Origin of the sequence: Bacillus sp. EB106-08-02-XG196 (genome assembly GCF_013396335.1) — a bacterium.
GTDB lineage: Bacteria > Bacillota > Bacilli > Bacillales > Cytobacillaceae > Neobacillus.
On the sequence record NZ_JABWSY010000006.1, the window covers coordinates 25,632 to 47,167 of the forward strand.

Here is a 21,536-nt window from a genome sequence, read left to right on the forward strand (position 1 = left end):
CCGCGGGCGGTCCGGGGAGCCTCCTCGGCGCTGAAGCGCCTGCGGGGTCTCCCCTGCCCCGTTCTCCCGCAGGAGTCGAGCGCCCTCCGCACAAATCAACTTATTTAAACTAATTAATATTCACCTTTTAATACAGTCTGCATTTTTAAAAAATCAATTTCAATCCTACTAGGATTAGGCCGATTAGGAATCCGCAGACGGCGCCGTTTACTCGGATCCATTGCAGGTCCTTTCCAACATTATTTTCTATCATGTCAATGAGAGTTTCATTATCCAATTTTTCTAAGTTCTCCTCAACAAGCTTTCCAATTTTCGCATGATTATTATCCACAAAAATAGAAATTTGATCCTGAATCCAAGACTCAATAGCCTCGAATTTGTCATTATCTGCTTTCAGGTTTTCAAGTGCCTTGGATAAGAGAGGGAGGAGATAACCTTCGTAAAAGTTAGGTGCTTTGATAAGGGAACTTGCTTTTTGTTTTAACTGTTCAACAAATTCCGTGATTTTATCCTCTAACTCCCATTCTGAAATCATTTGTTCCTTTATGGTGTTTAATTCCAAAGCGAGATTTTCGTCGGATTTAATATCTTGTAGTTTTGTGTTTATATGAAAAAGTAAGGTTTGCCTATTTGGATTAAAAGGGTCACTAAAGCTTTTTACACCTTTTTGTATAAGACCTTGAATAATATTCCCTAATTTTTCCTCATTAACAATGTTCGTAAATGATTTAAGTGCAAATTGCATAAAACCATCTGCTTTGATATTTTCAAGTGCATCTACTGCCATCCTGCCAAGTCTTTCTTTTGTACTTTCCCTTTTTGCCCAATCATCTACTTCTTTTAGAATGAAATCGAGTGCTTTTTCATCATACTTCCTATTTAACAGTTGATCAATGGCTGAGGGAAGGTAGTTACTTACGTTTAAATCTTTAAGCTTTAATTCTAATTCTTCTGCGATGATGGGTGCCAGCTTTTTACTTTCAATAGAATGAAGTAAATGTTGAATCAAGTTAACAACAGCATTTCTCACAGGCTGTCCGCTTAACGAATTCTGTGCTAAATGAAATAGTTTCTCGGTAAATGAAATGCTCGATATTTTTTTTCTAATGCTTTCTTTGGTCAGCCAATCATTTTCAAGCATTGAAATAATCGCTGCTATAATTCTTTTACGATTTTTTGGTAAAAGTGCTGTATGAGGTATTGGTATACCTAGAGGGTGACGAAATAATGCAGTAACTGCAAACCAATCGGCAAGTCCTCCGACCAACCCTGCTTCAAATCCCCCTTGAAGGATTATTCCCCATAGGGAATCCTGAAAAGGGAAGGTCACGACAAAACCTAATCCCATTACAGCTAGAGAAATCGTCGCTAAGTGCTTCGATTTATTCTTTTTTCTCGACATCTTTGAATCCCTCATTTTTTACTAAAGTATGCATTGCTAATGCTATTATCTCAATATCGCAAAAAAAAGCAAAAAAAAACTCCTATCTTAATGAGAGGAGTTTTCCAATTTTCTCTTTTCAGGTTTAATATGTGTTATAAGCCCATCCAATTCCGTGATATAAAACTGTGTTTCGGGTGCAGATTTCAAATATTTTTCTTGAAGTAATTGGTAATAGTTAACTCTTCGATTTGGATCAAAGCGCAGCATTGGGTATTCCTTGCGTTCCTTTACAAACAAGTCTACTGCTTTTTGTACCATGTCCATTTCAACAGGAATATTCTTGTCTTTTTCCTCAAAAAGATCATAGGTTTCTTTAGACATATAATACTTCTTGGTAGGAAGCCCACCTAGAATATTGGCCAGCTGTTTAAAATCGATACTGTTATCCTCCTGAACAATAATCGTACGGTATACACCTTTTGGCAGGTTATCTGAAAATTGTCTCACAGCTTTCCGAACTTGATCAATGGTAACATCAATCATGGGATAGTCAGTAGTTTCATTTTGTTCTCTTTGTACGTCATAATCTTTCTGAGAAGTGTCTTTTACAGGTGTTTTAAAATACTTTTGGACCATTACGAACCCTGTAAGTCCTCCAATTCCAATTCCAATAAAAGTAAATAAAACGGTTAACCACGGTTGGAAACCGTATTGGGCATCTAAGAAAGATCCAATTTTATAAAACCCGAAGACCGTTAAGGCGATTGTTAATCCAAATACCATATTGAGTGAAAGGGTTTTCATTAAAAAGTTTGAAAACTCGTTCCAATGTTGATTGTTAAAGTTTTTTTCATTGTTAAGAAATTTTCTTACCTCCTTTTTCATTTCTTCAGACACCTTGTTTTCTTCGAAGAAGGACTCTAAATATTCACTTTTCGTTTTTTCATTATTTTTTAAAATACAAGCTGTTTTTTCTGTTTTTCCTTTTGTGTAATGAACGTAAATAAATTTTTCTTCAAAACCTAATTCAAGATTCTCAGTTACACTGCCTAAGTACTTGGTAAACTTGTGTCTCATATTTTACGCCCCCTTACTATCTTTATGCACAAATGATTGGGAACGGAATGATTTCTCTTTCACTTCCATTAGTATTTCTTTAGCCTGTGCTTTAGCGTCCAAAATCATTAATCTGGCTTCGTGTTCACTATGCCTCATTATTTCCCTGGCGTCTTTTCTAGCTTGATTAAGAACTTCGGCACTAAGTTCCAAATTTTTCTCAGCTTCCTGCTTATATTGGTCTGTTAATTGAAGCTGATTTTCAATATGTTGTTTTCTGCTATCCAAGACTTCAACTAACTTCTTGAAAACAAGTTTCTTTAAAATAAAGACTAAAACAGTAAAAATAAGAGCTTGATAAATCATGGTTCCAAAAGAGATGGGAAGTCCAAACAGTGTAATATCACCCATAGTAATTCAACTCCTTTCATTTTATTTGTTTACTTCCGCTTTTCGTATTTTCTTTTTATGTTAAGCGGTGAGCAATATAAACCATTGTAAGTGTTACAAATATGTAAGCCTGAATAGCACCGATGAAGACACAAAATGCCTGCCAAATGAGGAGAGGAATAGCGGCTAGTGAAGCGACTGCGAATCCATGGGTTACAGCACCAGCAAGGAGAGCAAGCATTACTTCCCCAGCATATATATTACCAAATAATCTTAGCCCTAAGGTTAAAGTTGTAGCAAATTGTTCCAAGATATTAATGGTAAACAAGGCTTTAAAGGGTTTGAAAAAGCTGCGCAAATAATGTTTAAATCCATGTAGACGAATGTCGATGAAATGTGTGTAGGCGATGATCATGATGGCTAATGTCATGGTAACATGAGCATCAGCGGTCGGGGAGCGCCACCATGAAACAGGGTGTTCTTCAATGGTTATGATTGAAAAGGGGACGCCTAAAAGATTGGCAATAAACAAATACATTAAAAGAGATACCCCGGTGGACAAAATAAATAAATTATTGTTTGGACCCATTGAATTATTCATGATATCCCTAACAAAGTCCATGATCCATTCCATAAAGTTTTGCCATTTTTTAGGTATACCTTCTGTGAGGTTTCTTGTAGCAAGGTAAGCAATGAAAAAGACCAGAATGGCTGCGATGGTGGTGGTCAAAATGATGGATAAATCGAAGGTCAAATTAAAAAGTACTACTTGTGGCCTAGAATGTTCCATGATGTCTAACCCCTTTCTATTATAGGTTAAATAAGCTTTATTGCTTAAGACATAGGAAATATTTACTAGGTTAGCGCTTTCATTATAAAGCCAATCAAATATTATTGCAACATAGTTCACAATTTATTGCTAATTTTCAGAATTATAAAGTTAGCAAGGTTACAAACAATTTTAATATATAGTTGCTTATACAATTTATTTTGATTTGAATAGTAATAATAAAGGAATAAGGGCAGCCAGTTAAGATGGCTGCCCTAAGTTGTTTTTTGGAGGAGAACTAGTTTACCGCCATAGTTTCCTTAAAAGTTATTTGAATTTCATTCATTTCATCGTTAAATGATAGACAGGTTTCAGTATCCTCGAAGAACCATACATCATTTCCTTCAACATAGAAGTTAATCCCATTAATTTCTTTCGTAAAGCCAACATTTGTTGGTGCCTCTGCTGAAAATGCAAGGCTAAAGCCCTTGTTTTTTTCACCGAAACCACTGTATCGCGGAAACATTCTTACGGTATTGATCTCGAATTCACTTGTAAACCACTTTGCAGCTTTTTCATCAATTGAAATTAACATATAAAATGCACCAACCTTTTCAAAATGGTAATATCCAAAACTAAGATTGAAAACCCGGGAAATGTAAAAGAACTATTATCATTTCTTATGATATTAGATTAAGGCTTTTTATTAGAATTGCATGTGACATTTTTCACGAGGATACCTATTAGAAGGCTGATTTTATAAATCGTTCATATTTCTGCAATAATCATCTTAAATGGTGGATACTAAAATAAAAATCGTTCAGTATTGTTTTGGAATTTGTAACATATTTAAATTGTTAAAGATGATAAAATATACTTACTACGAAAAGGGAGTTATTATGATGGAGCATAAACTTGATAAATTGACAGAGGACATATCCGATATAAAAACGTTAATTCATACTTTTAATAAAACATTAGAAAATATTGAGCACAGACTTTCTCGATTAGAACAAATGGATAGTATTGAGCATCGAGTAGAGGTTAACCAGATTGACTTATCAGATATAAAAGAATGCCTGCAGCGTATTGAAGAAGTACAGAGCACTGTAGTAAAGGAAATAAAGAATCATTCAGGAAAAGGTGAGGATATTCAACATATTAATCGACGTCTGGATTCACACCTCATCAAATTAGCCCGAGCAGAAGAAGACATCATAATCTTAAAAAACAAATAATTGCAATGAAAAAAGATCAGAAGTAAAAATCTGACCTTTTTTCATTTGATATTTTACAAAAAAATGTAGCCGTTTACAAATCTATTTAAATAGTGATTTAACCCCTTTAAATAGTAGTGCTGAAGAAAAGATAATGATTGCTAAGGCGCCAACGATATCAAAAACTGGACCTAAGAAACTTAAAAATGATACCGGCTCAAAGCTCATTAAGGCAAAGCCAGAAAGTATAGACGCTAAAAATAAGAAAATTAATTCCATCGTAAGTTCTCCCCCCTTTAGTTTAGAATATGTTCTCAAAGGGGGAGTTGATTGGATTATAGAAGTAATATTACAATTTTATTACAAAAAAACAGACCGAAATTGGCCTGTTTTTTTCGGGTCTGTTTTTAGGAGAGTACCTCTGTTTGTGGTAAGGAAATTTTATTTTCGCTTGGTTCCTCTTCATTGATTTTCTTTGTTACCTCAATATACTTAATGTGATGCTCCTCCATATCGAGTATTTTAAAGCTATATGATTCGTGATGGATGGAGTCTCCTTCTTTTGCTTCATAATTTTCAGTTAATATCCAGCCGCCAATAGTGTCTATATCTTCATCATCAATGTCGACTCCTAACAAGTCATTGACTTCTGTAACTAAAACCTTTGAGTCGATAATATAGTGATGTTCCTTAATTTTACGTATCATAGGTATTTCATCGGAATCAAATTCATCGCGGATTTCACCAACAATTTCCTCGAGAATATCTTCAACTGTAACTAATCCCGATGTTCCGCCATATTCATCCATTAATATAGCCATATGCATTCGATCTTTCTGCATTTTGACGAGTAAATCATGAATGGGAATCGTTTCAATTACTCTAATAATTGGGCGGGTATAATGCTCCAGCGTTTTAGTTGAAAGGGTTTCTTTACTAATTAAATCTGTCACCATTTCTTTAATATTAACTAGACCAATGATATGGTCTTTATCACCATCAATAATCGGATATCTGGTATATTTTTCCTCGCGAATTACTTGGAGAAAAGTATCTAATGTATCATCTTTCGACAATGAAACGATTTCCGTCCGGGGAACCATAATTTCTTTGGCAATCCGGTTATCAAATTCAAAAATTTTATTTACATACTTAAACTCAGATTGGTTAATTTCGCCGCTTTTATAGCTTTCAGAAAGGATAATTCGAAGCTCTTCCTCTGTATGTGCCATTTCGCTCTCAGAGACTGGCTTAAGACCAAAAATGCTCGTTACGATCCGTGCTGACCCATTTAATAACCAAATAAAGGGATACATCACTTTATAAAAGAGAATTAAAGGCCGTGACATAAGCAGAGTAATCATTTCAGCTTTCTGTATAGCCAGTGTTTTAGGTGCAAGCTCTCCTACGACAACATGTAAAAATGTAATTGTCGCGAAGGCAATCCCAATCGATAAGATGTGGGAAACACCTTCAGGGATCTCCAGCCCATTAAAAAGGGGAGCGAGTAAATGCTCAATCGTTGATTCCCCAATCCAACCTAAAGCCAGGGCAGTAATGGTAATTCCTAACTGACAGGCTGAAAGATATTCATCCAGGTTTGAAATTACTTTTTTTGCTGAAATAGCACTCGAATTACCTTCTTCAATTAACTGATCAATTCTTGAACTTCGAATCTTGACAATAGCAAACTCTGAAGTTACAAAAAAGGCAGTTAATGCAATTAAAATGGCTATTATAACCAAGTTAAATATGTCCAAATAAGTTCCCTTAGCTCGTTAAATACGAGTTAAGGAGTCACCTCCTAGTAATTTAAAAAAATTAACTCGTTACATTCAAAAGGGATTTCATCAAGACTGATTTTAGCAACATTAGATTTGTTGTGAATTTCTCTTTCTGCAGGTCATCTAATTTTTCAACAACTGGGATTAGGTCAACTAAATCATTTTGTAACTGCTGCATTTGCTGTGTTACTGCATCTACATGTTTCTCCACTTCTGAATCACGAATTTTTTTTTCTTTCTTCCTATCTAGTTTTCTTTTAATCTCTTCAAGCGGATAGTGTAAATTCTTACACTCTTCAATAAACTTTAAATCCCTTAAGGAATCATCAGAATAAATTCGGTAATTAGATTTCGAACGTTCTGCGCTTAATAAACCAATTGATGTATAATAATCAATTGTTCGTTTGGAAACCATTGCAATTTCTGCTAATTCACCGATACGATAGACAGCCCCATCAAATCACCTCGGTAACTAAATTTACAAACAATTATAGTAAATTACAACTGTACAGTCAAACGTTCTAGTTAGTATATTAGTTGGTATCAACATTTTATGAAAAAAGTCCTGTCTATATGAATTGTAAAATTATAAATTTTCAAAAAATAATCAGAAATAAACGTCTCCTACATAGGAGACGCAGCAAGAGGTAATTTAAGTGTAAAAACGGTTAATTCTGGAGTTGAAATACAGGTTAAATCACCCTTATGTTTTTCAATGATTTCTTTACAAACGAAAAGCCCAAGTCCAGTACCGAGTTTTTTGGTTGTAAAGAATGGCTCGAATATTGTTTTACTTAATTCTGAAGGAATCATTGGACCATTATTGGAAATGGAGAAAAAAACATGTGTATGATTCTCTATATGACTTTTAATCTCAATAATTGGATTAGAGATTCTGTGATGATTTAACACGTCAATCGCATTAAATATAATATTGATGAGTACTTGCCGCATTTCATCCGCATATCCATAAAGTGTGATCTCATCGACGATTTCTTTCTTTATTTTTACTTTCCCATCTAAAATACTCGGATATAAGAAATTTAAGACTTCATCAATCAATTTATTTAGATGAAACTGTTCTTTTTCTTTTCCAATTAGTTCTTTTTTAGATAGAAGTAAAAATTGCGAAATCCGGAAATTCAACTGTTCTAACTCACTGGAAATAATCTCTAAATATTTCATATTAGGATGGTCAGCCTTAAGCAGCTGAACAAAACCTTGAATCGATGTTAGAGGGTTTCGAAATTCATGAATAAAACTAGATGTCATTTGTCCAAGAAGTGTTAATCGGTCCTGATGAGTTGAATCAATAAACATTGTTTTTTCTTCAATGATTTTGTTTTTAGCTTCTGTATAGTGTGTAACCGCATAATATAGAAATTTATCAAAAGTATAATTTATCTTATTAATCGATTCCTGAAGGTCTTCCCACTGAAGACCAGCCCTGTGTAGATAACTGTAGAACACACTTCTGCCAAGATTAACATTATAAACAAAGTCACCGATATTAATATTCGCCAGAGCTCTTTCCTCAGAAATTTCAAGAGCATATTTTTTGATAATCTCTAATAGCTCTTCCTCACTCATTGTATGCATAGTTAGGATAACATTAAATAAAGCAATTCCATTTTCACGTATTTTTTCTTTATAGGGATCCCCGTTAGAAATGACAATTGACTTTTCCCACTCACGTACTAAACTTTCTTTATTCTCATCAAAAAAGGCTATTAATTCCGTTTGTACTTCAGATAACATCACAGTTTTCCTCCTAGGACATGTCAAACTGACTAGTTATTTATTATTATACCATGTATGGAAGTTTTTCCTTGTAAAAGTTCTATAAAAATAGTATATTCGTTTATGAAATCAATTAAATATTTCCACAGGGGGAGCTGCTTATGGCGGCTGAGAGTGATCGTTCGAGTTCTGACCCTATGAACCTGTTAGTTAACGCTAGCGTAGGGATGTGGTTTGCCAACTATTAAAAGTTAACAATGCAGACAATCCTAACTGTCCTGCATTGTTTTTTTGTTTTTAAGGCGCCATATTAATTCTTAGGAGTAATACCTATCGAACGTTCTCCAATACACAAACTATAGGGGGGAACATTTATGGAAAAAAAACGTAATAACACATTATTTTTAGTTGAAGTGAGCGTATTTTCTGCACTTGCTTATTTATTGGATCTTGTTTCGGGGCTATTGTCATTAAAGATATGGCCACAAGGAGGTTCGATTTCAATCGCGATGATTCCGATTTTCCTAATGTCATTTCGTTGGGGAATAAAAGGAGGAATCTTGTCTGGATTTTTACTAGGTTTACTTCAATTCATCCTTGGATTTTCTCAAATTTATACCCTTCTTCAAGGAATTATTGATTATGGAATTGCTTTTTCAGTGGTTGGTTTAGCTGGAATTTTTGCTTCACAGGTGAAGTCTTCTCTTAAGAATAATACAAGAAATTGGGTTACATTTGTTCTTTTAGGAACGTTTTTAGGAAGTGCCTTGCGTTATCTTGCTCATGTGTATTCGGGTATCGTATTCTTTGGTGAATATGCACCTGCTGGTCAGCCAGTTGCAGTTTATTCCTTTGTTTACAATGGAACATATATGCTTCCAAGCTTTATCGTAAGCGCAGTCCTTGTAATCCTTGTCATTAGTGCAGCACCAAAAAAAATGCTATAAGTTGAAAAATAGAAAAGTCTGTGACTTTTCTATTTTTTTTTCAAATTTTTGTCACAGAATGATTTATTTTTCAATGGTAAAATGAGGGTATAAATAAAGATAATCATTCTCAATTAAAATGCGATAGGGTGATAAGGATGTTCGGTTCTTTTAAAATAGGAGAAAAAGGGAAAATAATTAATATTTCTAAGGTTGGACGCCTAGTCCAAAGAAGGTTATTGGACCTAGGAATAACAGAAGGATCTGAAGTTTGTGTAAAATGTGTTATGCCTTTTGGCGGGCCAGTCATGATTGAGTCTTGTGGACAGTGTGTAGGACTCCGTCGCAAAGAAGCGTGTTTAATAGAAGTGGAGAGAGTGTAATGGAAATTGCCCTTATTGGAAACCCAAATACAGGTAAAACCTCATTGTTTAATAATCTTACAGGATCCTATGAGTATGTGGGCAACTGGAGCGGCGTTACAGTTGAAAAGAAAGTCGGGGTTTTCAAGAATCATATAGGAAAATTAATTGATTTGCCTGGAATATATTCCTTGAATCCATTATCAAAGGATGAAGGAGTCGTTACCACTTACTTTCTAGAGGAACAAGTTGATAGACTGTTAAATATTCTCGATGCTTCTCAATTAGAACGAAATTTGCATTTGACCTTGCAGCTTCTCGAATATGAGAAACCTGCCTTGATTGGTTTGAATATGATTGACGTCGCGAATAATCGCGGCATTAATATAGATACAGATAAGTTATCCCAGATTTTAGGTGTACCCGTTGTACCAGTTGTGGCAAGAAGTGGTAAAGGCTGCGACACTTTAATAGAAGTTATCTCAACAAGTACGGATCATTCAAAGGTAAAAAAACATGTTTACTATGGAAAAGCAATCGAGGACGGTATAACCAAATTAAGTATGGAGCTAATAGGAAAAACAGAGCATTCACCAAGATGGCTCGCCCTACAACTATTTGAGGGGAATGAATACGTAAATCATTATCTTTCTGATCTTGTAGAACCTAGTATACTGGTATCACTTGTTTCAAATTTGGAATCAGTCGTAAAACAAGAAAATAGTCATGTTAAATCGCTGGCAAACTATATTTATCGGAAGAGAAAAGAAGTTATAGAAAAAATAGTAGAGGCATCTGTTCAAAAGGGGAGTACCATTGTACCTTTGTCTGAAAGAATTGACGCCATCGTAACCAATCACTATTTAGGAATGCCAATCTTCCTAATATGTATGTATTTGATGTTTATGCTGACCTTTGATTGGCTGGGTACTCCATTATCTGATATTTTGGACGGGATATTAACAGGACCAGTGACAACAGGCTTCGAAAAATTCCTTGGTGTTATTCATGCTTCAGACTTTATCCATGCATTGATTATTGAAGGACTGATTGCTGGTGTCGGCGGGGTACTGGTATTTGTTCCACAGATATTTATTCTCTTCTTTTTTATTTCCCTGTTAGAGGATTCTGGGTACATGGCTAGGGTTGCCCTCGTAATGGACCGGATTATGGAGTCTGTTGGACTAAATGGAAAGGCATTTATTCCAATGATGATTGGATTTGGCTGTAATGTTCCTGGAATTATGGCTGCAAGAACGATAGAAACACCAAGAGAGAGACTAATGACCATATTATTGACACCATTAATGTCATGCTCAGCACGCTTACCGGTTTATGCATTATTTGTTGGAGCATTTTTTGTGGGTCATAAAGCACTAGTGGTATTAAGTCTTTATGTTCTAGGAATCGTTGTCGCGTTACTACTAGCAAAAATATTTACTAAAACATTATTAAAATCAGAAATATCTTTATTCGTTATAGAGCTGCCGCCATATCGTCTTCCTCAAGTTCAATCGCTTTGGAGAAGTACCTGGGATAAGGGCAAAGGTTTTGTTAGAAAGGCAGGAACGTTTATCTTTGCAGGCTCCGTTTTCATTTGGCTATTATCATATTCAGGCCCGAATGGATTAAAAGTGGATATGGATGACAGCTTTTTAGCTGCAATAGGTAATTTGTTTGCACCGCTATTAGAGCCAATAGGATTTGGTACTTGGCAGGCTGCAGCATCTTTAATAACAGGATTCTTAGCAAAAGAAGCAATTATTTCAACCATGAATATTATTTACTTTGTTCCAGAAAACGCGAGTCTGCAAGGTTTATTGAGTGATTTTTACACACCGCTGGCTGCCTATAGCTTTATGGTTTTTATACTATTATATATACCATGTTTAGCCACTGCTGCAACCATTTATAAAGAAACAGGTTCAAAGAAATGGACTGCATTTTCTATCCTTTACGCACTATTTATTGCATATGTTTTGTGTTTGGTCATTTATCAAGGCGGTAAACTGTTTGGATTAGTCTAATTAGGTAGGTGTTCCGTATGATAGCAAATATAGGTAGTTTCATAATAGGCGCTGCAATTTTTGGTTATGCAGCATGGGCATTAGTGAAGTTTATTAATAAATCAAAAAAAGGAAAATGTGCAGCATGTGATCTTGAAAAGTCCTGTTCTACTCAAAGTCAATGTGGGATTCCTCCTAAATAAAACGCTAAAACTGCTATCATTTAAACGATAGCAGTTTTTTCTTTTAAAAATAAGGCAACTTGTGTAAAATTACACTAGTAGGTTTTTGAAAGAAGGTCTTAGCATGAATAGGGAAGAAATCATTATGCTAGTTTCAGATAAATTGCGATTGATTCGTACAGAAGCAGGCTATACCCAGGATAAAATGGCGGAAATCATTGGAGTGTCAAAGAAAACCCTAGTACAGGTCGAAAAAGGAAGGGTCCTTGCAGGCTGGTCTACTGTTGTTACTGTATGTGCTTTATTCAGGGAGACAGAAACGGTCCAATTTCTATTTGGAAATGAACCGCTTGAAGTTTTGGAGACTGTTGCTCGCGAAGGTATTGATTATCGGAAAATGAAAACGTTTGGAGGCCGAATTTGGTGGCGTGAGGTCTCAAGGAAAAACGGATTCATCCTTCAACAGAATATTCTTAGCAAGCATTTCCGAATATTGGATGACAAACATTATCGGGTATACAGCAGCTTTGATGAAAAACAATCAAAAATACGATTTAAAGAATTAACAAAGAACGATTAAAGAAAAGCATTCGAATTTTTTTCGAATGCTTTTCTTTTTGGATAATTTTACCCTATTTAGGGAAAAAGAAAATGATGTCCTGCATTACTATTTTTATTTTTTTAGGAGGAACCATGAAAAAGGTAGTGAATAATTGGAAGCGATGGCATATGAACCAACTAATGGTTCTCTCGTTTTCGCTTTTAGTTTTAGGCTTTCTAGGTATCGTATATGCATATTCAATGGATGCGGATATTTCTTCACTAAGGAATGAGCTTCCCCAGGCAACTGTATTTTATGATTTGAATGGAGAGGTTGCAAGTAAAGTTTCAGCAAATAAAAATGAAGGTGTCCCTATCAATCAGGTACCTGACTCTTTGAAGAATGCCGTCATTGCCATAGAGGACCACCGATTCTACGAGCATCATGGCGTCGATTATATTGGTATTACAAGAGCACTGATAAGGGATATCAAAGCTCGTGGTATGGTAGAAGGCGGCAGTACCATTACCCAGCAATTAACGAAAAACACACTGCTTACCTCTCAAAAAACGTTAAAGAGAAAAGTAGATGAGGTATTCCTTGCCATGCAAATTGAGCGACAATACAGCAAACAGGAAATCCTTCAAATGTATTTAAACCAGATATATTTTGGTGATGGTGCTTGGGGGATAAAGCATGCTGCACGAAATTACTTTGGAAAAGATGTCAAGGATCTGTCCATTAGCGAATCGGCATTGCTGGCAGGTTTGATTAAAGCACCTTCTGCTTTAAATCCCTATCACCACTTAGAAAAAGCAACACAAAGGAGAAATCTTGTTTTAGCACAAATGAAGAACCAGGGATATATAACGATTCAGCAGTATGAACAAGCCATGAATGAAAAAGTAATATTAAATGATAAAGGAGGAGACCCGTTCCGAGGGAAGTATCCTCACTATGTTGACCAAGTCTTTGAAGAGGCGATTAATGTATATCATTTATCACAGGATGAATTATTAACTGGCGGATATCAGATTTACACTGAGCTTGATTCTACTATGCAGAATGCTATGGAGAAAACCTATCAAAAAGATGAGTTATTCCCAAAAGGTACTGACCAAATGGTCCAAAGCGGCGGAATATTAATTGATCCCAAAACAGGTGGAATCCGCGCCATTGTTGGTGGACGCGGAGAGCACACTTTTAGAGGATATAATCGAGCAACGGGGTTAAAGGCACAGCCAGGTTCATCCATTAAACCGCTCGCAGTCTATACTCCTGCACTCGAAAATGGCTGGGAAATAACCGATATGTTAAAGGATGAACCGATGAGCTTTGGTGAATATGAGCCGAGCAATTACAACCATGAATACGCTGGGGAAGTTCCTATGTATGAAGCAGTAAGGGATTCAAAAAATGTTGCAGCTGTCTGGTTATTGAACGAAATTGGGATTGAAAAGGGATTAGATTCGGCCGAACGTTTTGGAATACCACTAGAAAAGGGTGACCGCAATCTATCACTTGCACTTGGAGGAGTAGAAGAAGGAGTATCTCCGTTGATAATGGCTGAGGCCTATTCTGCCTTCTCAAATAATGGGGTTCGGATGAAAGCCCATGTTATTAAAAAGATTGTGGATGCAGAAGGGAATACAGTAGCAGAATGGAAGGAAAGAAAGGAAAGAGTCACTACAAAAGCTGTATCAGAGGACATAAACACAATGCTGCTTGGTGTTGTTGACCACGGGTCTGGAAAAAACGCTCAAATCCCTGGTAGAGAAATTGCCGGAAAAACAGGCTCAACGCAAGTACCAATTGAAGGAGTTAAAGGTGTCAAGGATCAATGGTTTGTAGGTTATACTCCACAATTAGTTGGAGCGGTCTGGGTCGGCTATGATAAAACAGATGAAAAACATTATTTGAAAACAACTAGCAGTGCAGGTGCAGCCATTGTATTTCGTGAAGTCATGAAGGAGGCATTAAAAGGCACGCCTTCAACCAGCTTTAATGTCCCATTCATCGATGGATTGATTCAAAAGAAGCAAGAGGAAGAAATAGAAATGGACCTAGATGCAATTGAAGAGCATATTAATAAAGGTGCAAGGAAATGGGAAGAAAAGTGGAGGAAACAAAAGGAAAAGTGGGAAAAGCGCTGGAAAAAAATTGGCCCTAATATGAATCACTAATGCGTAAGGCACGAAATTATTCGTGCCTTTTGTGTTAGAGATTTATATATTCAATAAAAATATTATAAAATATGAACGAAATTAATACTTTACCGTCTTATACATAAACAGAAAAAGAGGGATAGATGGGGGAAAGAGAGGACAAGTGTGATGGATCCGTTAATAAAAAGTGCAAAAGAAGGGGATCATCTTGCATTTGCCATGTTGTTTAAAGAAAATTATCCGTTCCTTGTAAAGTACTTAATGAAAATTACAATGAATCCAGATATTGCAGAGGAACTTGCACAGGAAACAATGGCAAAATGTATTCAAAAAATTCATCTCTATAATGGTCAAAGCAAATTTTCCACTTGGCTGATTTCCATTGCTACCAATGCTTATATTGACCAATGCAGAAAACAAAAAAGAGAAAACCAATGGAAAGGACAAGAAGAAGTTTATCGAAAGCTGAAATGGCATTTTGAAAGCCGGAATGAGGAATGGAACGATGCGCTAGAGGCATTAGGTAAATTACCTGTTGACGTTAGGGTTCCCATTGTACTGAAGCATTATTATGGTTACTCCTATGATGAGATTGGTGCATGGATGAAAATATCCTCTGGAACGGTGAAATCAAGAGTTCATAATGGAATTTTGGCGGTAAGAAGGGAGCTGAAACTAGGTGAAGAAACAGAAGGTCGTCATACTCGACAACGAACAACAAAATAAACATGACTTGGATGCTATTCACAAAATGCAAGAAGGGTGGAGCAAGGTTGATCAATTCCCTGTATATACTCCGGATCTCCAGTGGTTTGAAAACATGGTACGAACTGAGAAGGAAAATAGCAGAAAAAAATTAAGGAAAGAACTATCCATATTTCTGATAATTGCCTTATTTATCTTAAGTGGAATCATTGTTTCTTTTTATCAGATGCCAGTAGTTTTTATTTTCATTCAAATCATTACTCCGGTATTTATTGCATACTATACAATTTCTAGGTTTCGTAAGAAGGTGAAAAATCAATGAATAATGATTACTCACCAACTCTTATCGTTATTGTTGCTGCTATTCTTTTTCTCCAAAGTATCTATTTATTCTTAGATGCTAGGAAACGAAATCACAACTATTGGTTATGGGGAATCGTCGGCCTCATTCAAGCTCCGATGCCAACTCTTTTTTACTTAGTATTTATTCGTAAGATATTTCGAAAAAGGACAGATTAATCAAATAGGAAAATTCTGAAAAATGGGAATTGACATTTAAATGAACTGGTGATAATCTAACAAAGGATGAAAAAAAAGGAAATGGAGGGTTACGAAATGATTGTATTACACAGCACTTTATCAGCAACTGAATACTTGAATGTAACCTGGTCCATTATGATCTCTTTTTAATGATTCCATATTTTAATTAGATGAAAATCAAAACACAGGTTGCGTTTTTTATCGTACGTAACGTGTGTTTTTTTGTCTCTTTTTTTAGTTTTGAGGCATACTGCACTTTTGCGGTATGCCTTTTTCTTTTTGCATAGGGGGGAATCAGTATGTTTTCGGTTTTAAAGAAATTAAGTTGGTTTTTTAAAGAATATTGGAAGCGTTATGTCATTGCCATTTCCTTATTAATTCTAGTTGGAATCTTGGATGTTGTGCCGCCAAAATTAATTGGAATGGCCATTGATGATATTCAGGTTGGCGAAATGAGTAATGGAAAAATAGTAAAATATGTGGGTTTTCTTTTATTAATAATGGTTTTTTCATATGGAATTACCTATGTTTGGATGTATAAGTTATTCGGCGGGGCTTTTCTTGTAGAAAGAAAGTTGAGGTCGAGATTTATGAAACATTTATTAAAAATGTCTCCAACCTTTTATGAAAAAAATAGAACGGGCGATTTAATGGCGAGAGCAACAAATGACCTAAAGGCAATTTCCATCACCGCAGGGTTTGGGATATTGACGCTAGTCGATTCAAGTGTCTGGATGCTTACGCTTATCATCACCATGGGGCTATTAATTAGTTGGAAGCTAACGATTGCAGCAATCCTGCCTCTTCCGATTATGGCTTACATCATGCAAATTTACGGGAAAAGAATTCATAAGCGCTTTATGGATGCACAGGATGCGTTCGGGGAGTTAAATGACCGCGTTTTGGAATCTGTTGCAGGTGTAAGAGTTATTCGTGCCTATGTTCAGGAAGAAGCAGATGGGAGAAGGTTCCACCAGTTAACAGAGGATGTCTTTGAAAAAAATATCAAAGTTGCAAGGATTGACTCGTTATTTGATCCAACTGTAAAAATACTAGTCGGATTAAGCTATATGATTGGTCTTGGTTATGGTGCCTACTTAGTCTTTAATCAGGCTATTACCTTAGGTGACCTTGTTGCCTTTAATGTCTATTTAGGGATGCTAATTTGGCCGATGTTTGCGATAGGCGAATTAATTAATATCATGCAGCGAGGAAATGCATCCTTAGATCGGGTAAATGAAACTCTTTCCTTTCAAGAGACCGTAGAGAATCCTGCTCAGCCTATTAAGGTCGAAAATCCAGAGCGAATTGATTTTGAAAAGGTAACGTTTCGATACCCTTCATCTAAGGAAGATAATTTAACGAATATTTCTGTACAATTGCTTCAAGGGCAGACATTAGGTATTGTTGGAAAAACCGGTAGTGGAAAAACAACATTTATCAAACAGCTATTAAGACAATATCCGCTTGGAAGTGGTGAACTATCCATCTCAGGTGTTCACCTTAAAGAGCAGACTCTGAATCAAGTTCGTAAATGGATTGGTTATGTGCCTCAGGACCATGTCCTTTTTTCAAAAAGTGTAAAAGAAAATATTCTTTTCGGGAACAGTGAAGCAACTGAAGGAGAATTGGAGAAAGCCATCGACCTATCTGCATTTAGAAAGGATTTAGAATTGCTCCCGGAAGGGTTAGAAACTCTTGTGGGTGAAAAAGGAGTAGCACTTTCTGGCGGTCAAAAGCAAAGAATTTCAATCGCACGTGCGCTAATAAGAAATCCTGAAATTCTTATTCTTGATGATTCCTTGTCTGCAGTTGATGCAAAAACAGAAAAGAGAATCATTGACAATATTCGTGAAATAAGAAATGACAAAACAACCATTATCACCACTCACAGAATGTCAGCCGTTCAGCATGCAGACCAAATCCTTGTTCTTGATGAAGGCCGGATCATTGAAGAAGGGACCCATGAACAGCTCCTTGCTGCTGATGGCTGGTATAAAGAACAATATTTACGACAACAAGTTGAAAATAATCTTGAAGAGGAGGTGACGACATGAGTACAGGCTGGCGATTAACCCAGTATGCCTTAAACTATAAAAAAATCATTATTGCTGCATTATTCATGCTGAGTATTTCCGTAGCTACTGATTTGGCAGGGCCATTCATTGCAAAAAATATTATCGATGAACACATTTTAGGCATCGAGTCCATTTGGTATCAAACAACAGAAGGAAAAAACACAGCTGAATATAACGAGCAATTTTATAAAAAAGAAAAGAATTTCTCCAATGGTGAAGAACAGGGGAAAGAAATTAGAATTTTGCAGGTTGGAGCAAAGTTTGTCATGGTGGAAGACAAGCTTGAATTCGATGGGAAAAGAACATTTGAAAATGGGGTCATAACCCTTCAAAAAGGAACAGAGAAGGTTGAATATGACGCAAAGGAACTTACCACTAGGGAGTTAATGGCGTTCTATCAACTTGAAATTCCAGGGATTATGAAACTGCTGATTATATATTTCTGTCTTTTAGTGATATCTGCTATTTTTCAGTATGGACAACGGTTTCTGCTGCAGAAGTCAGCAAATCGAATCATACAAAAAATGCGGGAGGATGTATACGGACAAATCCAACGGCTTCCAATTCAATACTTTGATAACCTTCCAGCAGGAAAAGTGGTTGCAAGGGTTACCAATGATACTGAAGCAATACGCGAATTATATGTGACTGTATTAGCCCAATTTTTTACTAGTGCTATATATATCACAGGAATATATGCGGCACTATTTATCTTAGATGTGAAGCTGGCAGCCATTTGTTTATTACTTTTGCCAATTCTTTATGGGTGGATGTTATTATATCGAAAGTTTGCTTCAAAATATAATCATGTTATTCGTTCTCGAATAAGTGACATTAATGCCACTATTAATGAATCGATTGGCGGTATGAGTATTATTCAAGCCTTTCGAAGGGAAAAAGAGACTGAAAAGGAATTCGAAAAGCTTAATACTGAACATTTTACATTTCAAAATAAATTATTAAGCTTGAATGCTTTAACTTCACACAATTTAGTGGGGGTACTTAGAAATCTCGTTTTTGTTGCATTCATTTGGTACTTTGGGGGTCAGTCGTTGAATCCTTCTTCTGTCATTTCTCTCGGTGTACTTTATGCTTTTGTTGATTACATTAATCGTCTTTTTCAGCCCGTACAGGGGATTGTCAATCAATTAGCCAATTTGGAGACAGCGCTCGTTGCAGGTGAAAGAGTGTTTAAGCTTATGGATGAACAGGGAGAGAATGTAAGTACTGAACGAATCGAAAGATTTCAAGGCAATGTAGAATTTGATCATGTGTACTTTGGATACAAAGAGGGTGAATATGTACTTAAAGATATTCACTTTGAAGCTAAACAGGGTCAGACAGTTGCACTCGTCGGACACACTGGTTCAGGAAAAAGCTCGATTATGAATCTGCTTTTCCGTTTCTATGATTGTCAAAAAGGGAAGATTCTAATTGATGGCAAGGATATTGTCAGTATACCTCGCCAAACGATTCGAAATCATATGGGGATAGTGTTACAGGACCCATACTTGTTTACTGGCACGATTGCCTCAAATGTAAGTCTTAACGAGCAATCCATAACAAGAGAAATGGTGGAAAAGGCTTTAAAGGATGTTGGGGCAGACCAAGTCTTTAAAAACTTGGAAAATGGATACGATGAACCTGTGATCGAAAAAGGAAGCACCCTATCAAGCGGACAGCGCCAGTTAATCTCCTTTGCCAGAGCGCTTGCATTTAACCCGGCAATCTTAATTCTTGATGAAGCTACATCGAGTATTGATACCGAAACAGAGGCCATTATTCAAGAGGCGATGGATGTCTTGAAAAAAGGAAGAACCACCTTTATTATTGCGCACAGATTATCCACCATTCGCAACGCTGATCTAATTCTGGTTCTAGACCGCGGAAAGATTGTCGAGCGCGGCACACATGAAGAATTGATGTTAGTAAACGGAAAGTATTATCAATTGTATGAACTTCAAAAAGGATGCGCTGAGTTGACTGGGTAAAGATTCACAGAAATTTCACAGTTATACCGATAACTTGTTATTTTTATCACATATAAACTCCCTTTATTATGATAACTTAAATGTGTTTAAGCTTTTCCATAAAAAAGGGGTGGATTAGATGGCAGATTATTCAATCGTTAATGTTATTGGCAGTCTCTTAATTCTTTCGTACTTTATCGGATATATCGTTGTTAAAAATTAAACTGCAGACATTTGTCTGTAGTTTTTTTCTATTTATTGGGTATATATGATAGTGAGGTGAAATCATTTATGGAAAACTTTAGAATAGAAAGAGATACACTCGGTGAGGTTCAGGTTCCGTCTAATAAATTTTGGGGTGCACAAACACAGAGGAGCTTGAACAACTTCGATATAGGTACCGAAAAAATGCCGATTGAAGTAGTTTATGCGTTAACCTTAATTAAAAAAGCTGGTGCAATTGTCAATCATCAATTAGGAAAATTAACTGAAAGTAAAATGAAGGCAATTGCTGCTGCCTGCGACCCAATCCTTGCCGGGAAATATAACAGCCATTTTCCACTTGCAGTCTGGCAAACCGGAAGCGGCACCCAAACCAATATGAATGTGAATGAGGTCATAGCAAATCGAGCTAATGATTTATTAATGAGTCAAGGAAGTAAAGAACGGATTCATCCAAATGATGACGTCAATATGTCGCAGAGTTCGAATGATACATTTCCGACGGCCATGCATATTGCTGCCTACATAAAATTAACGGAGAATTTGCTTCCCGTAATTGGGGAGCTAAAAGCTACCTTGATAAAAAAGGAAAAGACATTTAGAGATGTGGTGAAGATTGGCCGAACTCATTTGCAGGATGCCACGCCATTGACTTTTGGTCAAGAAATAAGCGGCTGGAGAGTTATGCTCGAAAAGGCTGAAAAGATGGCTGCCGATTCAAGCAGGTATTTACTGAACCTTGCTATTGGCGGAACTGCAGTTGGCACAGGAATAAACGCTCATCCTGAATTTGGGGAGAAAATGGCGGAACAGTTCTCAACATTGACGGGTTACTCCTTTCAGACTTCGTCGAATAAATTTCATGCGTTAACGAGTCATGATGAAATCGTCTTTGTGCACGGTGCCCTAAAGGCACTAGCAGCAGATTTAATGAAAATTGCCAATGATGTCAGGTGGCTGGCAAGCGGGCCGCGCAGCGGGATAGGAGAGTTAACGATACCGGCAAATGAGCCTGGAAGCTCCATTATGCCCGGTAAGGTAAATCCTACCCAAAGCGAAGCGTTAACGATGGTTGCCTGCCAGGTTTTTGGGAATGATGCCACCATCGGGTTTGCGGCAAGCCAGGGGAATTTTGAATTAAATGTTTTTAAGCCTGTCATTATTTACAATCTCATTCAATCTATCGCCCTTTTAACGGACAGCATCCGTTCCTTTAATGAAAAATGTGCGATTGGTATTGAAGTTAACGAAGAAGTGGTCAAAAAGCATGTAGAGCGATCATTAATGCTGGTTACAGCGTTAAATCCTTATATTGGTTATGAAAAAGCCGCCGAGATTGCCAAGCTGGCCTATAAGGAAAATAGCACGTTAAGAGAAGCGGCTGTCAAAACAGGATATGTTTCCCCACAGCAATTTGATGTGTGGGTTAAACCAGAGAATATGTTCTAGATCATTGAAAGCCCCCTCCGTAATGGAGGGGGCTTAAGCCATGTTATTTA

Annotated in this window: 22 protein-coding genes and 1 riboswitch; of the genes, 13 read left to right on the forward strand and 9 right to left on the reverse strand. The window is 36.5% G+C overall.

All coding sequences use genetic code 11. The annotated features are described in order from the left end of the window. Window positions 1-145 precede the first annotated feature (145 nt). The 5 genes from MLOOGBEN_RS10495 to MLOOGBEN_RS10515 form a co-directional block, all read right to left on the reverse strand. Window positions 146-1,402 (reverse strand): DUF445 domain-containing protein, encoded by a 1,257-nt coding sequence (locus MLOOGBEN_RS10495; protein WP_179158213.1) that lies wholly within the window; start codon window positions 1,400-1,402, stop codon window positions 146-148. Window positions 1,403-1,489: 87 nt separating this feature from the next. Continuing rightward, window positions 1,490-2,461: an AtpZ/AtpI family protein gene (locus MLOOGBEN_RS10500; protein WP_179158214.1), complete on the reverse strand. Its 972-nt coding sequence runs from the start codon at window positions 2,459-2,461 to the stop codon at window positions 1,490-1,492. A 3-nt stretch (window positions 2,462-2,464) separates the two neighbouring features. Beyond that, on the reverse strand, window positions 2,465-2,851 hold the full coding sequence (locus tag MLOOGBEN_RS10505) for a F0F1 ATP synthase subunit B (protein WP_179158215.1): 387 nt from the start codon (window positions 2,849-2,851) through the stop codon (window positions 2,465-2,467). Between the two features lie 55 nt (window positions 2,852-2,906). After that, window positions 2,907-3,620 (reverse strand): F0F1 ATP synthase subunit A, encoded by a 714-nt coding sequence (gene atpB, locus MLOOGBEN_RS10510; RefSeq protein WP_179158216.1) that lies wholly within the window; start codon window positions 3,618-3,620, stop codon window positions 2,907-2,909. 277 nt (window positions 3,621-3,897) lie between these two features. Further along, window positions 3,898-4,194: a HesB/YadR/YfhF family protein gene (locus MLOOGBEN_RS10515; protein ID WP_179158217.1), complete on the reverse strand. Its 297-nt coding sequence runs from the start codon at window positions 4,192-4,194 to the stop codon at window positions 3,898-3,900. A 307-nt stretch (window positions 4,195-4,501) separates the two neighbouring features. On the opposite strand from MLOOGBEN_RS10515, the gene MLOOGBEN_RS10520 reads away from it, so the two are divergent. Then, entirely contained in the window at window positions 4,502-4,837 is a 336-nt protein-coding gene (locus MLOOGBEN_RS10520) for a hypothetical protein (protein WP_256989040.1), read from the forward strand. 81 nt (window positions 4,838-4,918) lie between these two features. Here the strand turns inward: MLOOGBEN_RS10520 and MLOOGBEN_RS10525 are convergent, their stop codons facing one another. From MLOOGBEN_RS10525 to MLOOGBEN_RS10540, 4 genes are all read right to left on the reverse strand, one after another. Beyond that, entirely contained in the window at window positions 4,919-5,095 is a 177-nt protein-coding gene (locus MLOOGBEN_RS10525) for a hypothetical protein (protein WP_179158218.1), read from the reverse strand. A gap of 128 nt (window positions 5,096-5,223) precedes the next feature. Continuing rightward, the gene (locus MLOOGBEN_RS10530; RefSeq protein ID WP_179158219.1) at window positions 5,224-6,576 is read right to left on the reverse strand and encodes a hemolysin family protein; all 1,353 of its coding nucleotides are present in this window, start codon (window positions 6,574-6,576) and stop codon (window positions 5,224-5,226) included. 61 nt (window positions 6,577-6,637) lie between these two features. After that, window positions 6,638-7,015 carry a MerR family transcriptional regulator gene (locus tag MLOOGBEN_RS10535; protein ID WP_218781139.1) on the reverse strand — a complete coding sequence of 126 codons (378 nt, stop codon included), beginning with the start codon at window positions 7,013-7,015 and terminating at the stop codon, window positions 6,638-6,640. Between the two features lie 209 nt (window positions 7,016-7,224). Continuing rightward, window positions 7,225-8,358: a histidine kinase N-terminal domain-containing protein gene (locus MLOOGBEN_RS10540; RefSeq protein ID WP_179158220.1), complete on the reverse strand. Its 1,134-nt coding sequence runs from the start codon at window positions 8,356-8,358 to the stop codon at window positions 7,225-7,227. 120 nt (window positions 8,359-8,478) lie between these two features. Further along, window positions 8,479-8,585: riboswitch (TPP riboswitch) on the forward strand. Between the two features lie 129 nt (window positions 8,586-8,714). On the opposite strand from MLOOGBEN_RS10540, the gene thiT reads away from it, so the two are divergent. The 12 genes from thiT (at window position 8,715) to fumC (ending at window position 21,486) form a co-directional block, all read left to right on the forward strand. After that, window positions 8,715-9,287 carry an energy-coupled thiamine transporter ThiT gene (thiT, locus tag MLOOGBEN_RS10545; RefSeq protein ID WP_179158221.1) on the forward strand — a complete coding sequence of 191 codons (573 nt, stop codon included), beginning with the start codon at window positions 8,715-8,717 and terminating at the stop codon, window positions 9,285-9,287. 137 nt (window positions 9,288-9,424) lie between these two features. After that, the gene (locus tag MLOOGBEN_RS10550) at window positions 9,425-9,649 is read left to right on the forward strand and encodes a FeoA family protein (protein WP_179158222.1); all 225 of its coding nucleotides are present in this window, start codon (window positions 9,425-9,427) and stop codon (window positions 9,647-9,649) included. After that, the gene (feoB, locus tag MLOOGBEN_RS10555; RefSeq protein ID WP_179158223.1) at window positions 9,649-11,655 is read left to right on the forward strand and encodes a ferrous iron transport protein B; all 2,007 of its coding nucleotides are present in this window, start codon (window positions 9,649-9,651) and stop codon (window positions 11,653-11,655) included. The genes MLOOGBEN_RS10550 and feoB overlap by 1 nt, the downstream gene beginning before the upstream one ends. Window positions 11,656-11,672: 17 nt before the next feature. Next, window positions 11,673-11,837: a FeoB-associated Cys-rich membrane protein gene (locus tag MLOOGBEN_RS10560; RefSeq protein ID WP_179158224.1), complete on the forward strand. Its 165-nt coding sequence runs from the start codon at window positions 11,673-11,675 to the stop codon at window positions 11,835-11,837. 103 nt (window positions 11,838-11,940) lie between these two features. Then, window positions 11,941-12,396 (forward strand): helix-turn-helix transcriptional regulator, encoded by a 456-nt coding sequence (locus MLOOGBEN_RS10565; RefSeq protein WP_179158225.1) that lies wholly within the window; start codon window positions 11,941-11,943, stop codon window positions 12,394-12,396. A 113-nt stretch (window positions 12,397-12,509) separates the two neighbouring features. Continuing rightward, on the forward strand, window positions 12,510-14,540 hold the full coding sequence (locus tag MLOOGBEN_RS10570) for a transglycosylase domain-containing protein (RefSeq protein WP_218781140.1): 2,031 nt from the start codon (window positions 12,510-12,512) through the stop codon (window positions 14,538-14,540). A gap of 150 nt (window positions 14,541-14,690) precedes the next feature. Next, window positions 14,691-15,248: an RNA polymerase sigma factor SigY gene (sigY, locus tag MLOOGBEN_RS10575; protein WP_179158226.1), complete on the forward strand. Its 558-nt coding sequence runs from the start codon at window positions 14,691-14,693 to the stop codon at window positions 15,246-15,248. Beyond that, window positions 15,202-15,549 carry a YxlC family protein gene (locus MLOOGBEN_RS10580; RefSeq protein ID WP_179158227.1) on the forward strand — a complete coding sequence of 116 codons (348 nt, stop codon included), beginning with the start codon at window positions 15,202-15,204 and terminating at the stop codon, window positions 15,547-15,549. Before sigY ends, MLOOGBEN_RS10580 begins: the two co-directional genes overlap by 47 nt. Then, the gene (locus tag MLOOGBEN_RS10585; protein WP_179158228.1) at window positions 15,546-15,746 is read left to right on the forward strand and encodes a sigma-Y antisigma factor component; all 201 of its coding nucleotides are present in this window, start codon (window positions 15,546-15,548) and stop codon (window positions 15,744-15,746) included. The genes MLOOGBEN_RS10580 and MLOOGBEN_RS10585 overlap by 4 nt, the downstream gene beginning before the upstream one ends. Window positions 15,747-16,066: 320 nt before the next feature. Next, window positions 16,067-17,824: an ABC transporter ATP-binding protein gene (locus tag MLOOGBEN_RS10590; RefSeq protein WP_179158229.1), complete on the forward strand. Its 1,758-nt coding sequence runs from the start codon at window positions 16,067-16,069 to the stop codon at window positions 17,822-17,824. Further along, window positions 17,821-19,836 carry an ABC transporter ATP-binding protein gene (locus MLOOGBEN_RS10595; protein WP_179158230.1) on the forward strand — a complete coding sequence of 672 codons (2,016 nt, stop codon included), beginning with the start codon at window positions 17,821-17,823 and terminating at the stop codon, window positions 19,834-19,836. Before MLOOGBEN_RS10590 ends, MLOOGBEN_RS10595 begins: the two co-directional genes overlap by 4 nt. A gap of 270 nt (window positions 19,837-20,106) precedes the next feature. Then, window positions 20,107-21,486, forward strand: a complete 1,380-nt coding sequence (gene fumC / locus MLOOGBEN_RS10600; RefSeq protein ID WP_179158231.1) for a class II fumarate hydratase — start codon at window positions 20,107-20,109, stop codon at window positions 21,484-21,486. Window positions 21,487-21,536 lie beyond the last annotated feature (50 nt).

What these genes read in the sequence shown, in the direction of transcription:
- MLOOGBEN_RS10495 (WP_179158213.1), bottom strand. Translation starts at nt 1,402, where the DNA reads ATGTCGAGAAAAAAGAATAAATCGAAGCACTTAGCGACGATTTCTCTA.
- MLOOGBEN_RS10500 (WP_179158214.1), bottom strand. Translation starts at nt 2,461, where the DNA reads ATGAGACACAAGTTTACCAAGTACTTAGGCAGTGTAACTGAGAATCTT.
- MLOOGBEN_RS10505 (WP_179158215.1), bottom strand. Translation starts at nt 2,851, where the DNA reads ATGGGTGATATTACACTGTTTGGACTTCCCATCTCTTTTGGAACCATG.
- atpB (WP_179158216.1), bottom strand. Translation starts at nt 3,620, where the DNA reads ATGGAACATTCTAGGCCACAAGTAGTACTTTTTAATTTGACCTTCGAT.
- MLOOGBEN_RS10515 (WP_179158217.1), bottom strand. Translation starts at nt 4,194, where the DNA reads ATGTTAATTTCAATTGATGAAAAAGCTGCAAAGTGGTTTACAAGTGAA.
- MLOOGBEN_RS10520 (WP_256989040.1), top strand. Translation starts at nt 4,502, where the DNA reads ATGGAGCATAAACTTGATAAATTGACAGAGGACATATCCGATATAAAA.
- MLOOGBEN_RS10525 (WP_179158218.1), bottom strand. Translation starts at nt 5,095, where the DNA reads ATGGAATTAATTTTCTTATTTTTAGCGTCTATACTTTCTGGCTTTGCC.
- MLOOGBEN_RS10535 (WP_218781139.1), bottom strand. Translation starts at nt 7,015, where the DNA reads ATGGTTTCCAAACGAACAATTGATTATTATACATCAATTGGTTTATTA.
- MLOOGBEN_RS10540 (WP_179158220.1), bottom strand. Translation starts at nt 8,358, where the DNA reads ATGTTATCTGAAGTACAAACGGAATTAATAGCCTTTTTTGATGAGAAT.
- thiT (WP_179158221.1), top strand. Translation starts at nt 8,715, where the DNA reads ATGGAAAAAAAACGTAATAACACATTATTTTTAGTTGAAGTGAGCGTA.
- MLOOGBEN_RS10550 (WP_179158222.1), top strand. Translation starts at nt 9,425, where the DNA reads ATGTTCGGTTCTTTTAAAATAGGAGAAAAAGGGAAAATAATTAATATT.
- feoB (WP_179158223.1), top strand. Translation starts at nt 9,649, where the DNA reads ATGGAAATTGCCCTTATTGGAAACCCAAATACAGGTAAAACCTCATTG.
- MLOOGBEN_RS10560 (WP_179158224.1), top strand. Translation starts at nt 11,673, where the DNA reads ATGATAGCAAATATAGGTAGTTTCATAATAGGCGCTGCAATTTTTGGT.
- MLOOGBEN_RS10565 (WP_179158225.1), top strand. Translation starts at nt 11,941, where the DNA reads ATGAATAGGGAAGAAATCATTATGCTAGTTTCAGATAAATTGCGATTG.
- MLOOGBEN_RS10570 (WP_218781140.1), top strand. Translation starts at nt 12,510, where the DNA reads ATGAAAAAGGTAGTGAATAATTGGAAGCGATGGCATATGAACCAACTA.
- sigY (WP_179158226.1), top strand. Translation starts at nt 14,691, where the DNA reads ATGGATCCGTTAATAAAAAGTGCAAAAGAAGGGGATCATCTTGCATTT.
- MLOOGBEN_RS10585 (WP_179158228.1), top strand. Translation starts at nt 15,546, where the DNA reads ATGAATAATGATTACTCACCAACTCTTATCGTTATTGTTGCTGCTATT.
- MLOOGBEN_RS10590 (WP_179158229.1), top strand. Translation starts at nt 16,067, where the DNA reads ATGTTTTCGGTTTTAAAGAAATTAAGTTGGTTTTTTAAAGAATATTGG.
- MLOOGBEN_RS10595 (WP_179158230.1), top strand. Translation starts at nt 17,821, where the DNA reads ATGAGTACAGGCTGGCGATTAACCCAGTATGCCTTAAACTATAAAAAA.
- fumC (WP_179158231.1), top strand. Translation starts at nt 20,107, where the DNA reads ATGGAAAACTTTAGAATAGAAAGAGATACACTCGGTGAGGTTCAGGTT.